Annotated in this window: 10 protein-coding genes; 6 read left to right on the forward strand and 4 right to left on the reverse strand. The window is 68.3% G+C overall.

What is annotated here, in order from left to right:
• The first annotated feature begins 79 nt into the window (after nt 1-79).
• From V5D55_RS11920 to V5D55_RS11945, 6 genes are all read left to right on the forward strand, one after another.
• Complete coding sequence (locus V5D55_RS11920) at nt 80-2119, forward strand: dipeptide ABC transporter ATP-binding protein (protein ID WP_435743256.1); 2040 nt, start codon at nt 80-82, stop codon at nt 2117-2119.
• Nucleotides 2116-3066 (forward strand): ABC transporter permease, encoded by a 951-nt coding sequence (locus V5D55_RS11925; protein WP_435743258.1) that lies wholly within the window; start codon nt 2116-2118, stop codon nt 3064-3066. Before V5D55_RS11920 ends, V5D55_RS11925 begins: the two co-directional genes overlap by 4 nt.
• Complete coding sequence (locus V5D55_RS11930) at nt 3063-3962, forward strand: ABC transporter permease (RefSeq protein ID WP_435743260.1); 900 nt, start codon at nt 3063-3065, stop codon at nt 3960-3962. Before V5D55_RS11925 ends, V5D55_RS11930 begins: the two co-directional genes overlap by 4 nt.
• Before the next feature lie 168 nt (nt 3963-4130).
• Nucleotides 4131-5984 carry an ABC transporter substrate-binding protein gene (locus V5D55_RS11935; RefSeq protein WP_435743262.1) on the forward strand — a complete coding sequence of 618 codons (1854 nt, stop codon included), beginning with the start codon at nt 4131-4133 and terminating at the stop codon, nt 5982-5984.
• Nucleotides 5985-5994: 10 nt separating this feature from the next.
• On the forward strand, nt 5995-7209 hold the full coding sequence (locus V5D55_RS11940) for an erythromycin esterase family protein (protein WP_435743264.1): 1215 nt from the start codon (nt 5995-5997) through the stop codon (nt 7207-7209).
• On the forward strand, nt 7206-9248 hold the full coding sequence (locus tag V5D55_RS11945) for a prolyl oligopeptidase family serine peptidase (RefSeq protein WP_435743266.1): 2043 nt from the start codon (nt 7206-7208) through the stop codon (nt 9246-9248). The genes V5D55_RS11940 and V5D55_RS11945 overlap by 4 nt, the downstream gene beginning before the upstream one ends.
• A gap of 13 nt (nt 9249-9261) precedes the next feature.
• On the opposite strand, the gene V5D55_RS11950 is transcribed toward V5D55_RS11945, so the two are convergent.
• The 4 genes from V5D55_RS11950 to V5D55_RS11965 are packed head-to-tail and all read right to left on the reverse strand — an operon-like array spanning nt 9262 to nt 14041.
• The gene (locus V5D55_RS11950) at nt 9262-10893 is read right to left on the reverse strand and encodes a PucR family transcriptional regulator (protein ID WP_435743268.1); all 1632 of its coding nucleotides are present in this window, start codon (nt 10891-10893) and stop codon (nt 9262-9264) included.
• A gap of 42 nt (nt 10894-10935) precedes the next feature.
• Nucleotides 10936-12042 (reverse strand): o-succinylbenzoate synthase, encoded by a 1107-nt coding sequence (gene menC, locus V5D55_RS11955; protein ID WP_435743270.1) that lies wholly within the window; start codon nt 12040-12042, stop codon nt 10936-10938.
• Nucleotides 12039-12902, reverse strand: a complete 864-nt coding sequence (locus V5D55_RS11960) for a GNAT family N-acetyltransferase (protein WP_435743272.1) — start codon at nt 12900-12902, stop codon at nt 12039-12041. Before V5D55_RS11960 ends, menC begins: the two co-directional genes overlap by 4 nt.
• Nucleotides 12899-14041: a M20 family metallopeptidase gene (locus V5D55_RS11965; RefSeq protein WP_435743274.1), complete on the reverse strand. Its 1143-nt coding sequence runs from the start codon at nt 14039-14041 to the stop codon at nt 12899-12901. The genes V5D55_RS11960 and V5D55_RS11965 overlap by 4 nt, the downstream gene beginning before the upstream one ends.
• Nucleotides 14042-14407 lie beyond the last annotated feature (366 nt).

The following is a 14407-nucleotide window of genomic DNA, read 5'->3' on the forward strand; positions in this document are numbered from 1 at the left end:
TGCTGGCGCAGTATCGAGGGGAAGCGGACGCGACCCGAGTCCGCAGGGCACGCCCATGGAGTTCGCAAGGGAGCGCGGCATGCTGACGATTCGAGACCTCTCGGTGGAGATCCACCGCGGCGACCGCACCGTACGTCCGGTCACCGGCGTCGACCTCGTGCTCCAGCGCGGCGAGACCCTCGGAATCGTCGGCGAGACCGGGTCAGGCAAGTCGATGACGGGCCTCGCCGTGATGGGTATGCTCCCCGGCGGCAGCGTGATCACCAGCGGGTCGATCGACTTCGACGGCACCGAACTCGTCGGCCTCGGCGCGGCGGACTACCGTGCGCTGCGCGGCAACGACATCTCGATGGTCTTCCAGGATTCGATGACGTCGCTCAACCCGACCAGGACCATCGGCGATCAGGTCGCCGAGCCGCTGCTGCTGCACCGCGGGATGTCGCGGCGGGATGCGCGCGCCCGGGCGGCCGAGATGCTCGCCCTGGTGGGCATCCCTCACCCTGCGGAACGGATGGGCGACTATCCGCACCAGTTGTCCGGGGGCATGCGCCAGCGAGTCATGATCGCGATGGCGCTGATCTGCGAACCGCGGGTGCTGATCGCGGATGAGCCGACGACGGCTCTCGACGTGACGATCCAGGCCGAGATCCTCGAGCTCCTCGCGAGGCTCAAGGAGCAGCTCGGGATGGCCATGATCCTGGTCACCCACGACATGGGTGTCGTCGCGCGTCACGCGGATCGCGTCGGGGTGATGTACGGGGGAAGACTCGTCGAGACGGGCGAGACGGATGATCTCTTCCGGCACACCCGTCACCAGTACACGCGCGCTCTGCTGTCTTCGATCCCGTCGCTCACGCAGGACCGCGAACTCGAGCTGTTCAGCATCCCAGGGTCTCCGCCTGATCCCGCCGACCCGCAGATCGGGTGCCGGTTCGCTCCGCGCTGCGCGGCCGCGACCGCGCAGTGCCTCACCGAAACACCCGTCTCCACTCCGGGACCGGGCGATGGGCACGTGTTCTCGTGCTGGAACCCCGCACAGGTGACGGCAGTGACCATCACCGCTCGCCGCTTCCCGGCCCCCGGAATCGTCGACGTCGCGCCCCAGGCGCGCCTGCAGGTCGTGGACCTCCGCAAGGAGCATCCGGTGTCCGCCCGAGGGCTGTTCGGGCGACGCCGATCGGTGAAGGCGGTCGCCGGGGTCAGCTTCGAGGTCAGGGCCGGCGAGTCGTTCGGTCTCGTCGGCGAGTCGGGCTGCGGCAAATCCTCGCTGGGGCGGATGCTGGTCGCGCTCGACCGTCCCACCTCCGGTGAAGTGCTCCTCGAGGGAGAACCGATCACCGGACTGCATCCCGGACGCCTCGGTGCGCGCCGGGCGAAGTTGCAGATGATGTTCCAGGATTCGCATGCCTCCCTCGATCCGAAGATGCGCGTGGACGCCATCCTGCGCGAGCCGCTCGCGATCCAGGGCATCGGCACCCATGCCGAACGCACCGAGCGCACCAAGGAACTTCTCGCCGACGTCGGACTCGGCGCCTCGATCCTCGAGCGCTACCCGCACGAGCTCTCCGGCGGTCAGCGGCAGCGCATCGGTCTGGCGCGAGCTCTCGCGCTCGATCCGGAGGTGCTGGTCGCTGACGAACCGGTCAGCGCGCTCGATGTGTCCATCCGCTCGCAGGTGCTCAACCTCATGCGAAGGATCCAGCTCGAACGTGGCCTGTCGAGTGTGGTGATCTCTCACGACCTCGCCGTGGTGCGCTACCTGGTCGACCGCGTCGGCGTGATGTACCTCGGTGCTCTGGTGGAGGTGGGGGAGACGGCCGCCGTGTATGCGCGCCCCGCGCATCCGTACACGGCAGGCCTGCTGGCCGCGGTGCCGATCGCGGACCCCGCGCTCGCCGACGCGCCGATCGAACGGGTGCGCGGGGAACTGCCCAGTCCACTCGATCCGCCGAGCGGGTGCCGCTTCCGAACCCGCTGCCCCCTCGCGACCGACCTCTGTGCCGCGGTGGAGCCGACGCTCGAGGCCGTCGGCGCCGACCACGAGGTCGCGTGTCACTTCCCGCTGCAGCCGAAGCTGAACCCGGCCTCTGAGAATGAGGACGAGGGGGTGCGCGCATGATCTGGTTCGTCACCCGCCGCGTCCTCGTCTCGGTCGCGGTACTCATCGGCATCTCGCTCGTCGTCTTCCTGCTGCTGCACTTCATCTCGGACAGCCCCGGGCGTTCCGTGCTCGGTCAGCAGGCGACCCAGGCTGCCGTCGACGCATTCAACCGCGACAACGGATTCGACCGACCTGTGCTCGTCCAATACGTCGACTACGTCATCCAGCTCCTGCAGGGCGACTTCGGTCGTTCTTACAAGCTCAACGAGAACGTGGGGACTCTTCTCCTGCAGAACGCTCCGCGCAGCGCGATGCTCTCGCTGGCCGGGCTCGTGCTCGCGCTCCTGATCGCCGTTCCGCTCGGCATCCTGCAGGCGGTCCGGCGTGGACGCTTCATCGACCGCGCTGTGACGTCCGTGTCGTATCTGCTGTACGCGACGCCGTCGTTCCTCATCGCACTCGTGCTCATCGGAGTCTTCAGCCAGGCCGTCCCGCTGTTCCCCGCTGAGGCATCGCAATCGTCGTCGCCGTGGGTCGTCTTCACCGACACCCGGGCCATGGCTCTGCCGCTCATCACGCTGGCCGTGACGAACATCGTCGTGTTCGCTCAGTACCAGCGGTCGGCGGCGCTCGAGCAGCTCGGGATGGACTACATCAAGGTGGCACGCGCGAAGGGTGCCTCGGAACGGATCGTCCTCACCCGCCATCTGCTGCGCAATGCCATCACGCCGATCATCACTCTGATCGGTGTGCTGATCCCCACGCTCCTCGCCGGCAACCTCATCGTGGAGGCCGTCTTCAACTACCCGGGCCTGGGGCTTCTCTTCCTCAACAGCCTTCATCGAGAGGACTACCCGGTGCTGCTCGCGTACACACTCCTCGGCGGAGCGCTCACGGTCGTCGGCAACTTCGTCGCCGACCTCGTCGTCGCCCGCGCCGACCGCCGGATCGAGCTGGGCGCATGACCTCGCCGCGCTCCGAGGTCGCCGCGGAGGAACTCCCGGCGCTCGCCACCCGCAATCCCCTCTCCCGCTCGGCCGTGCTGCGGGCGCTCTGGAAGAGCAAGCAGGGCATGGCCGGCGTGATCATGCTGCTCGCACTCGTCCTGTTCTGCTTCCTCGGCCCTGTCGTGTACCCGACCAACCAGACCGACGTCGACCTCCTGAATGCTGCGCTGCCGCCGGGAGAAGGGTTCCCACTCGGCACCGACAGCAACGGCTTCGACGTGCTCGGCCGCCTCATGCAGGGCGGACAGATCTCACTCCAGATCGGACTGCTCGCCGCGGTGTTCGCGACCACGCTCGGCACGCTCTACGGAGCGATCGCAGGACTCGTCGGCGGCGTCGTCGACGGCATCATGATGCGCATCGTCGACGTGCTCCTGTCGATCCCGTTCCTGTTCTTCGTGCTCATCATCTCCGCACGGTTCACAGCCACGCCCATCACGCTGAGCCTCGTCATCGGCGGCTTCTCGTGGCTGATCGCCGCCCGGCTCGTCCGCGGAGAAGTGCTGTCGCTCCGCGTACGCGAGTTCGTGTCAGCCGCCCGGTTGATGGGCGCGAGCAATCGACGGATCATCTTCACCCACCTCATCCCGAACACGTTCGGCGTGATCATCGTGAACCTCACGTTCCAAGTGGCGGACTCCATACTCGTGCTCGCAGCCCTCGGGTATCTGGGCTTCGGGCTGAGCTACCCGGTCACCGACTGGGGGAGCCAGCTCTCCAGCGGGGTCTCGTTCCTGGCTGCCGATTACTGGTGGTTGATCTATCCGGTCGGCGTCTGCATCGTGCTCACCGTCCTCGCACTGAACCTGCTCGGAGACGCTCTCCGCGACGCGATCGAGCACCGGACAGCGTGATGAGCGAGTGCGGCTCGAACCTGTGTCGGCATCGACGGACGCGGCGCGAGGAATATGTCGGTATCCCTGAACGGCGGAGGATGAGCATGCTGCACTCTCGGAGCATCGGACAACCGCACGACCCGATCCGTCCGATCCATTCCTGAACCCGAAGAAGGAGCACAGCACATGTCGAAGGTTCCGCGGAGGCGGGCACGCCTCCTCATCGCCCTGGCAACAGCCGGGGTCCTGCTCGTCACCGGTTGCACCGGTACGAGCACGCAGGTCGACTCCTCGCTCTACGATTCTCTGCCCGACGAGGGCGGCACGCCGGTCGACGGCGGCACGGTCACGATCGCGATGACACCGGGCCTCACCCCGAACTACATCTACCCCTACCCGCCGTCCGCCGTCGGCGGCACGACCATCGGATACGACCTGATGTGGCGGGCCCTGTACCGGACGAGTCTCGAGGGCGAGCCCTTCGACGCGGCCGCCAGTCTCGCCGAAGCCCCGACCTTCAGTGAGGACGGGCTCACAGCGACGATCGCGATGAAGGACTACACGTGGTCCAACGGCAAGCCCGTCACAGCCCACGACGTGGTGTTCTCGTTCGACCTGCTGAAGGCCGCGATCGCCGAGAGCCCGGCGAACTGGAGCTTCTACACGCCGGGACAGTTCCCCGACGGCGTGACCGCCACTGCGGACGCAGACGACACACTCACGCTGAAGTTCGAGACCGCCTACAACCCCTCGTACCTGGTGTCCCTACTGCAGCTGCTCTACGTCATGCCGTCGGCGGACTGGAGCATCGCGGAGACGGATGGGCCGATTCTCGACTACACGCAGCCGGCGAACGCCGCCGCGATCTACGCCTACCTCACCGCGCAGTCATCGGATCCGTCCACGTTCGCCACCAACCCTCTGTGGCAGGTCGTCAACGGCCCGTACCAGCTCGCGGCGTTCGAGTCGACGACCGGTTCATTCTCGTTGACGCCGAACCCCGAGTACTCCGGACCCGGTGACGCGCGGATCGAGCGCGTCGACTTCAAAGCCTTCACCTCGGCTGCAGCGGTCTACAACCAGTACGAAGCGGGCACACTGACCGTCGGACGGCTCGATGCCAGCTACGCATCGAAGATCGACGAGCTGCGGAAGAAGGGCTACAACGTCTACGGCGCGCCCGCGCCCGCACGCTTCGACGGCCTGGTGCTCAACTTCGAGAACACCGTCGACAACTTCGACAAGGTGATCGGCCAGCTCTACGTGCGTCAGGCGTTGCAGCATCTGATCGACCAGCCCGGCTACATCAAGAGCCGCGGCATCCACAGCGGCACGGCGAGCGAGAACTACAGCACGGGCGGCTTGAACTCGCCCTACCCGCCGGAGTTCGGCGACGAGGCGACCTACCCGTTCGACCCGAAGGCCGCAGAGAAGCTGCTGACCGACCACGGCTGGGAGGTCGACCCGGAAGGCGGCACGGTGTGCGTGCGCCCCGGTACCGGCGAGGACGAGTGCGGGGAGGGGATCCCGGACGGTCAGAAGATCAGCTTCACGATCGCGTCCGCGAACGAACCGGCGTACGTCGGCGCTCGCGATCTCGCCTTCGCCTCACAGTTGAAGAAGCTCGGCATCGACGCCAAGATCGTGACGAAGTCGCTGAACTACATGTACGCCAACTATGGCAACAGCTACGCCCCGGCGACGACGAACGAATGGTCGATGCAGGACTTCGGACCGTTCATCCAGACCGCGTATCCCACGAGCAACGGATCGTTCAACACCGGCGGAGGGTTCAATCTCGGCAGCTACTCGAACGCTGAGGCAGACGAGTTGATGAATGCCAGCACACTCGGATCGGATCCGGATGCGCTGAGCGCCGAGGTGACCATGCTGTCGAAGGACCTGCCGGTGCTGTTCTTCCCGACGCCTGACACGCTGATCGTCTGGAAGGACACCCTCTCGGGTCCGCCCTCGACCTTCCGGTCGATGCTGAAGTTCAGCTACTCGCCCGAGCAGTGGTACTTCACCGAGAAGCAGTAGGAGCACCCCGATGAGCGCGCAGACCGCATCCTTCGTGAGACCGATCCCCGCGATCGAGCTCCCCAGGCCGGAGTTCCCCGACTCCGACGCCGTCCGCGCGCTCATCGGGGACGCCCGGGTGATCGCCCTCGGCGAGGGCGCGCACAACATCGCCGAGTTCACGGCATACGGCCATGCCCTGCTGCGGATGCTGGTGGAGGAGTTCGGCGTCACCGCCTTCGTGATGGAGTCGGGATTCGCCGAAGGGCTCCTCGTCGACGAGTGGATCCGCGGCGGTGACGGCGCGGTCGACGAGATAGCCCGCGCCGGCATCGCCTACGGCTTCGGGGAATCCGAGGGGATCAGGCGCCAGCTCACCTGGATGCGGGAGTGGAACGCCGCCGGCGGCGGCATCCGTTTCTACGGCATGGACCTGCCCGGCTCGTCGACCTCGCCCGGCCCCGCGGTGCGTGCCTGTCTCGCGCGGATCCCTTCGCGTGCGAACGACGCCGAGATCCGACTGCTCAGCGACCTCGGCGGGCGGACGGAGGCCGCTGTCTCCTACGCCGCCATGCCCGCGGAGGAGCGGCTGCGGTTGGTCGGTGCGCTTCGGGAGGTCATCGATCGCGTCGAAGCGGAAGGCGATGACATCGCGCACCGCTGCGCGGAGTCCATCGCCGCCTTCCTCGGTGAACTCGCGTGGGACGGCGAGCCCGGCCCGTATCCTCGCGAAGCGTACATGGCCCGCACGGCACGCTGGATCGCGGATCGCGAGGAGCGCATCCTTATCTACGCCCACAACGGGCATGTCCGGCGCACGCCGCTCGAAGGCAGAGCGACGGTGGGGTCGCTGCTCGGCGACGACCTCGGAGACGAGCTGCGGGTCGTGGGCATGACCTTCGGTGCCGGCCCGGTGGTCACCTTCACGCAGCGTTCACCGCGTCCGTTCGACTGCGATGTGGCGCTCAGCGCGCGCACCGCGATTCCCGGGACCATCGAGGAAAGACTCGACGCGCGGCTCGGCACGCTCGGAGCCGCAGCGGCGATCGTCGACCTCGCCCATGCCGCCCCGGAGCTCTTCGACGGCTGCGAGGGGATGTTGGCGAGCGGAGCGCTCGAACGGGTGGACGACTTTCCGGCGAGCTTCGACGCGCTCATCCACCTTCGACACGCATCAGCGGTGCCCGGCGCCTTCGAGCGCCTCCGTGAGGAGTTCGACGCACCGCAATCGGGCAGGTCGCGATGACGACCGAGTATCCCGAGAGCCGCACCGTCGACGTGGTCGAGGACGTCGCCGGCATCCTGATTCCCGACCCCTACCGCTGGCTCGAGGACGACACCGAAGAGGTCCGCGACTGGCAGCGGGCGCAGGCGGCGCTCGCCGTGGCGACCGTGCGGGGCGGCGGACGGACCGACGCCGCGCGTCGGCTCCTGGAAGCGTACGACGTCGGGTCCCGGCCTGACGTGCCGCAGCACGCGGGAGGATCGTGGTTCCGTATCGCCGACGATCATGGAGACGCGCGCATCATCGTCAGTGGCGAGCCGTTCGGCGGCGGCCGCTCGCTGGTGTCTCTTTCGGCGTTCGATGAGCCGGGTCACGCGGCGGTGCTGTCCTGGTTGGCGCCATCGCCCGATGGGCGGGTGCTGGCTCTCGGCGTGTGCACGGACGGCAGCGAGCACAACACGATCCGCCTCATCGATGTCGCGACCGGTGCACGCCTCCACGATGCTCCGCCCGAGGTGCTGCACAGCGCGTGGGGCGGCGGCGTCTCCTGGCTGCCCGACAGCTCCGGCTTCGTATTCCTCGCACTCACAGGCGATGCCGCCGACTTCCGCCAGGCCGTCCATAGGCACCAGCTGGGGGTCCCCGGTCCCTCGGCTGTCGAAGAGATCCCACTCCCACCCGGATCACGCGAGTACACCCGCGTCCAGTTCTCGACCGATGGCCGCTGGGCTGTCGCGAGCCACCGAGTCGGTCGGCCGATCCCGGTCGCCGTCCGAGACCTGCACGCAGGATCGCCCTGGCAGCCGTTCATCGTGGACTGCGCCGACACCGTGGCGGGACACATCGTCGGGGACGAGTACATCGCGGTCACCGACCATGGGGCCTCGCGCGGCCGAGTCGTCGGGATCCGACTGGACGACCCCCGGCCCGATGACGCCCGTCGCTGGCGTGTGCTCGTGCCGGAGGGAGAGACCGTGCTGAGGGCGATCCGCCCTGTCGGAGACCACCTGTACGTCACCGGATTCGACGAGACGGCCGCCCGTGTGCGGGTGCTGCGATCGGATGGCGCCGAGGTCGGTCGGGTCCCGCTCCCTGGTGAAGGGGCGATCGGTGCGGCGTTCTTCCCTCTCACCGGCCTCGCGCCCGACGACGGCAGCGGAGAGTTCCTCTTCTCGTTCTCCACGTTGACGACCTCGTGGGGCGTGTATCGGCACCGCCCCGGAGATGACGACGTCGACGAGGTCCTCGCGCCGCGCGTGTCGATCGATGCGACCGTCGAGTACCGGCGGGCGATCGCCGGCGACGGCACGCCGATCCCGTATCACGTCGTGCGCCCCACGGGGGATGCGGGTGAGGGCCCGGCACCCGCGCTGATCTCGGCCTACGGTGCGGCGGGTATCCCGACCCTGCCCGCGTACCAACCCGATCTCGCGGCGTTCGTCGCGGCCGGGGGTGTGCTCGTCCAGGCCTATCTGCGCGGGGGAGGTGAGTTCGGTCGCGAGTGGTTCCACGGCGCCGATCGGGAGAATCGGCGAGTCCGCGACGGCGACCTCGTGGCCGTCGCGAACGACGTGATCGCGCGGGGCATCAGCGGGCCGGATCGGCTTGCGCTCACCGGCGGTTCGGATGGTGGCCTGATGTGCGGCGTGGCCGCGACCGAGCATCCACACCTGTGGCGGGCCGTGCTGCCCCGTGCACCCCTGCTCGATCTGATCGGCGGCATCCGGATCCCCTACCTGGAGTTCGTGATCCGCAAGGCGTGGGGCGACCCCGACGATGCGGACGACGTCAGGAGGCTTCGCCGCTCCTCGCCGTACGAGCTCGTGACAGCGGCGGAGTTCCCGCTGGTGTACGTGCAGGCGGGTGCGAACGATCCGCGGTGCCCTCCGGCTCAGTCGCGCAAGTTCATCGCCCGGATGCAGGCAGCGCAACGCGGAGCGCAGCCCATCCTGCTGCACGTGTTCGAGAACGCCGGTCATGGGGCGGGCACCAGCCCCGACGTGCTCAGGGAGCAGGACACGGAGTGGCTGGGATGCCTCCTCACGGCCCTCGGGCTCTGAGGACGAGCAAGGGTCAGCGCTCCGGCGTGATCGCCAGGAGACGCAGCTGCAGTTGCACGGCGAATCGTGCATTCGGGTCATCCAGGTCGAGTCGCCCGACCTCCGCGACCCGCCTCAGCCGGTAGCGGAACGTGTTCTGGTGGATGAACATGGCCGCCGATGCGAGAGTCACGTCTCCCATCGCATCCAACCAGGCGCGAAGAGTGTCGACCAGACTCGCCTGATGTGAGGCGTCGTAAGCCATGAGGCGCGCGAGAGGGCCGGAAGGAACATCACGCGCCGGCACGCTCAGCTCGAGAAGGAGGGCTTCGGCGTGCACGTCTTCGAGACGGGCGACCTGCTGCGGGACGACATCTGCCCGCAGCACCCGGAGGGCGCGGTCGGCACTCGACCGTGAGCGTGGCAGTTGCGAGGTCTCAGGCACCACGCTGCCGATCCCGACGAACGGTGTCTGCGAGGAACGAACACGCAGGAGGAACTCGTTCGCGAGGCGGACAGCGCTCTCCTCGGCATCCGCCGTCGTCGCAGACACCGGGAGGACGGCGTAGGCGACTTCGCCGACGAGGCCCACTGTCGAGCGCGGATGCGCGAAGAGCAGGTGGACGGAGAAGGCGTCGGCGATGCGCTTTCGTTCTGCCGCGAGTGCCGCGTGGGGCAGCTGGTCGGTCGCGGGAGCGTGCAGCGAGAGCGCGAGCACGATGGCAGGCTCATCGCGCAGACCCAGGCGATGGGCGGACTCCGCGGATCCGGGACCGCCGTCGAGCGTGCTGCGCAGCAGGTCGGCCCTGAGCCGACGCTCGACATCGGCGTCGGTGCGCTGCCACACCATGTGCATGGCGACGAGCTTGGCCGAGTCGCGCAGCACCCGGACATGCTCTTCGGTGAGGGGCGTGGCGGAGGCGATCCAGATCGTGCCGAGCACCTCGTCGCCTGCGCGAACGGCCATCACCGTGCGCTGACTCTCCAGGGCGTCCATGGCTCCCAGGGCGTCGGCGGGCATCGGCACGACCACGGGGCCGTCACTGCGCGTGATCTCCTGGAAGACGCCGGCCTCCTCGAGCAGTCGGGTGTAATGCCGGGGGATCTGCCTGCCTTGCGCTGCGCCGGGGGAGCGGCTCTCCTGGGGATGGGAGAAGGCGACGAGCTGTGAGTTCCGATCCTCGATGGTGACCGGTGCCTCCAGCAGCGCAGCGATCGCGTTCGCCATTGCGAAGAGGTCGCCGGCGAGGATGCCGCCGAAGGTCACAGGTCGCGCGTCGTCTGGTCCGCCGGGGGTCATCAGCGAGCGGAACAGCCCCGCGAGGTGAGCCCACGCCGTGCCGCGCGTCAGCGAGAAGAGCACGACGCCGGAGCTCGCCGCGGCGGCCATGACCTCGTCGTCGGCCGTGAAAGGTGCGCGCACCACGAGCCCGACCGTCCCGCTGAGGCCCAGACGGGTGAGTACTCGGGCGACGTCTGCGCTCTCGCTGAGTCCGACACCGAGGACGAGCCCCCCGCGGGGAGCATCCGGCTCATCGAGAGGATCGTGGATGACGATGGCCTCGACGCTGCGCTCGGGGTCGATCTCGCCGGCGATCACGTCGAGGAGCGCGCTCCCGAGCTCCTCCATGATGCGGACGAGGTTCGTCTGAGGCCGATTACTCATCGCGGCTCGCATTCTTGTGAATCTAGCACCGAGGGTCGCTGGTCAGGCGACCGGTACCCATTCCCTGCTCACAGTGAAGCGGGCCAGCAGATCGGGGTCCGGCGTCACACCGATGCCCGGCCCGGTCGGCACGGCGATGTGGCCGTCGACGAGACGGAAAGGCGGCGTGATGTCCTCGGCGAAGTAGCGCTCGGAAGCGGACGTGTCGCCGGGCAGGGTGAAACCGGGGAGAGCCGCGAGTGCCAGGTTGGCGGCACGCCCCACGCCCGTCTCCAGCATGCCGCCGCACCAGACCGGGATTCCGTGCGCGACACACAGGTCATGGATGCGTCGAGCCTCGAGATAGCCGCCGACCCGGCCGGGCTTGATGTTCACGATGCGGCAGGCGTCGAGGTCGATTGCCGTGGCGGCGGCGCGCGCCGACAGGATCGACTCGTCGAGGCAGATCGGCGTCGACAGTCGACGCCCGAGCATGGCGTGACCGAGCAGATCGTCTGCAGGGAGCGGCTGCTCCACGAGCGACAGGGCGAAGGCGTCGAGTTCGAGCAGGTCGTCGATGTCGCTGCGCTCGTAGCTCGCGTTCGCATCGACCTGCAGCATGATGTCGCCGAACCGTTCGCGCACCGCGCGTACCGGCTCGATGTCCCACCCGGGTTCGATCTTCAGCTTGATCCGGAGGTAGCCGTCGGCGAGGTATCCCTCCACGGTGTCCAGAAGCTCGGGAATCGAATCGGCGATGCCCACCGAGACCCCGCACGCGACCGACTGCCGCACCGCCCCGAGCGCATACGACAGCGGAATGCCGCGCGCTCGCAGGTCGGCATCGAGGATCGCCGTCTCCAGGGCGGCCTTCGCCAGCCGGTTCTCCTTGAAGGCGGAGAGTGCGGGCGCGACACTGTGCGCGTCGAGATCCGTCACCCCGGACAAGCCAGGGATCAGATGGCGGCTGAGCACGTCGGCGGCGCCATGCGTGTACTCCCCGGAGTACAGCGGCGCCTCGCTGGCACCGCATTCGCCCCAGCCTTCGCCTTCATCGGTGACGGCGCGGAGCAGCAGCGTCTCACGCACGGCCTCCGTGCCGAAAGAGGTGCGGAACGCACCGACCAGCGGGATGCTGACCTTCAGGATCTCGACGCCCTCGAGCTTCATGGCTTCTCCGTTCTGTCGACGATGTACCACCCGGCGCGATCGAATCCCCGCACCGTGGCTCCGCTGCGGACGAGCTCACCGAGTGTCTGCCTGATCGCGCGCCGCCAGGCCGCAGCGCCTTCGGGCGATGTCTCGCGCAGGGATTCGATGTCGTCGGGGACGGCGATGAGCACGGTGCGGGCGTCCATGCGTCCGAGCAACGGGAGGCCATCCGGTGCGGTCCCGACGGCGACAGCGGCATCGGGGAAGTCCTCCGCGCTGATCAGCCGTGGGCGACCGGAGGCTGCGGCGACCACGATCGGATCGGCGAGCGACCATCGGACGAGGAGCCGATCGGTGATGTCGTCGCGGTTGATCGCGTCGTCCATCGAGCCGTACAGGTCGGGAAGATAGGTGGCGGCACCGGCCGCGAGCTTCGCGAGATTGAAGTGGGCGTTGCGGCGGATGAGCGGATCGAATGTCCACGTGATGGCGTCCGCGCCGTTACGCAGCGCCCACCACCGCTGATGGAGCTTCAGGGCGAAGCCGATGCCGGTGCCCCGAGTGCGGGGCAGAGCACCCGCGATGTGACTGTGCAGTCGGCGCTCGTCGGGAGGTCCGAAGAAGCCGAGGCAAGCCGCGGCGAGGCCGTCGTCGTCGAATGCGCCGCTTACGTACCCGCCCGCCGTGCGCATCGCACTGAGCATGTCGGCGGTGACGGGAGGGTTGCGCTCGCCGGTGCGCCAGACCTTCTCGATGAGCGCGCGCACCTCGGCATGTTCTTCGATGCGATCGAGGATGCGGATACCCATCCCGGAGGCGGATGCCGCGGCCACGGCATCCGCCTCCGCCTGAGCGATCACGTCGTCGCGAGTGCTCATCGTCCGGCCTCCTCTGGGAGCCGGCCGAAGACGCCGGACGCAGGCTGCGCGAGAATGTCCTCGATCAGCTCGGTGAGCAGTCGTGTGCGGCCGGGAAGCTCGGCGACGATGACATGTTCGTCGTCGGCGTGGGCGCCGCCGCCGACTGCACCGAGACCGTCGAGCGTGGGCGTCCCGACACCGGCGGTGAAGTTGCCGTCCGAGGCTCCGCCGACGGACATCGAGCGCAACGGAGGCATCCCGAGGCGTTCGGCGACCAGCGATGCTCGCACGAAGAGGTCCGCGGAGGCCTCGGGTTCGAGCGGCGGACGGTTGATGCCGCCCTCCACCGTGACCGCAGCCCCGTCGATGCGCGGCCGCAACGCCATGATGGCTGCGTGAGTCCGGTGCTGCTCGGCCGTGGATCGGGCGCGGACGTCGACGGTGAACGCGGCGTGGGCGGGGACCGTGTTCGATGTCGTCCCCGCACGTGTGCGCGTAGGGGTCACGGTCGTCCCGTGCTCGGGGGCCGCCAGCGCGGCGACGGCCTGGATCTGATGGGACAGCTCGATCGTGGCGTTCACGCCCTGCTCCGGCTCCAGGCCGGCATGGGCGGCGCGACCACGGACGTGGATCTCGTAGCGCGAGACGCCCTTGCGCGCGGTCTTCAGAGCGCCGCCCGGCCCCGCTGCTTCGAGGACGAGCGCGGCGGCGACACGTCGTGCCTCCTCCTCGATCAACGCCCGGGAGGTGTGCGACCCCGGCTCCTCGTCTCCGGTGATGAGAAGCGTCACGCCGGTGCGATCGGGGAGGGCTGCGAGCGCATGGAACGCCATCACCAGCCCCGCTTTCATATCGAAGCACCCGGGTCCGCGAAGGACCCCGTCGGAGACGTGCGCGGGGTGTGAGACGAGCGAGGAGAGGGGCCATACGGTGTCGTGGTGCCCCAGAACGAGGACCGATTTACCGTCGCCGAAGCGCCAGCGCAGATGCGCGCATCCGTCGATCGTGATCCGCTCGGGGGCGACGCCGAGGATCCGGATACCGAGTTCGGTGACCTCGTCCGCGCTGCGGGAGACGGCTTCCCGATCGTCCGACGGCGACTCGCACGCGACCAGGCGCAGGATGTCCGCGACCATCGCGTCGGCGCGTTCTGGCATCGGGGCTCCTCGCTCGTACATGACGGTTCCGTCGCCTCCATCCTGCGGGCCGGGCGGAGGCGAGTGCCTGTCGGAAACTCCGAACACAGCGTCGCCGGTTGAGTGCTTTCGATGAATGACGGGGAGTCGAACGGCCGGGCGACGATCCCGTTTCAGGCAATCGGGAATGACTCTTGCGTCCAGCTGGTTCACAGCAATAGGCTGGTGGGCTGTCGCGCCGACCGGACGACATCGCCGAGCCTGAGGAGGACACCATGATCTCGATCGCCATCGCGCAGATCCCCGCTCTCGGCTCGACCCCGGCGGATCTGCTCTTCTAGAGCCCCACTCGCTCCTCTTCGGATGCCGGACTCGCAGAGTCCGCTC

It is taken from the genome of Microbacterium sp. PMB16 (genome assembly GCF_051294855.1).
Classification (GTDB): Bacteria; Actinomycetota; Actinomycetes; order Actinomycetales; family Microbacteriaceae; genus Microbacterium.

Coding starts and splice junctions, on each gene's coding strand:
- V5D55_RS11920 (WP_435743256.1), top strand. CDS start 80: ATGCTGACGATTCGAGACCTCTCGGTGGAGATCCACCGCGGCGACCGC.
- V5D55_RS11925 (WP_435743258.1), top strand. CDS start 2,116: ATGATCTGGTTCGTCACCCGCCGCGTCCTCGTCTCGGTCGCGGTACTC.
- V5D55_RS11930 (WP_435743260.1), top strand. CDS start 3,063: ATGACCTCGCCGCGCTCCGAGGTCGCCGCGGAGGAACTCCCGGCGCTC.
- V5D55_RS11935 (WP_435743262.1), top strand. CDS start 4,131: ATGTCGAAGGTTCCGCGGAGGCGGGCACGCCTCCTCATCGCCCTGGCA.
- V5D55_RS11940 (WP_435743264.1), top strand. CDS start 5,995: ATGAGCGCGCAGACCGCATCCTTCGTGAGACCGATCCCCGCGATCGAG.
- V5D55_RS11945 (WP_435743266.1), top strand. CDS start 7,206: ATGACGACCGAGTATCCCGAGAGCCGCACCGTCGACGTGGTCGAGGAC.
- V5D55_RS11950 (WP_435743268.1), bottom strand. CDS start 10,893: ATGAGTAATCGGCCTCAGACGAACCTCGTCCGCATCATGGAGGAGCTC.
- menC (WP_435743270.1), bottom strand. CDS start 12,042: ATGAAGCTCGAGGGCGTCGAGATCCTGAAGGTCAGCATCCCGCTGGTC.
- V5D55_RS11960 (WP_435743272.1), bottom strand. CDS start 12,902: ATGAGCACTCGCGACGACGTGATCGCTCAGGCGGAGGCGGATGCCGTG.
- V5D55_RS11965 (WP_435743274.1), bottom strand. CDS start 14,041: ATGCCAGAACGCGCCGACGCGATGGTCGCGGACATCCTGCGCCTGGTC.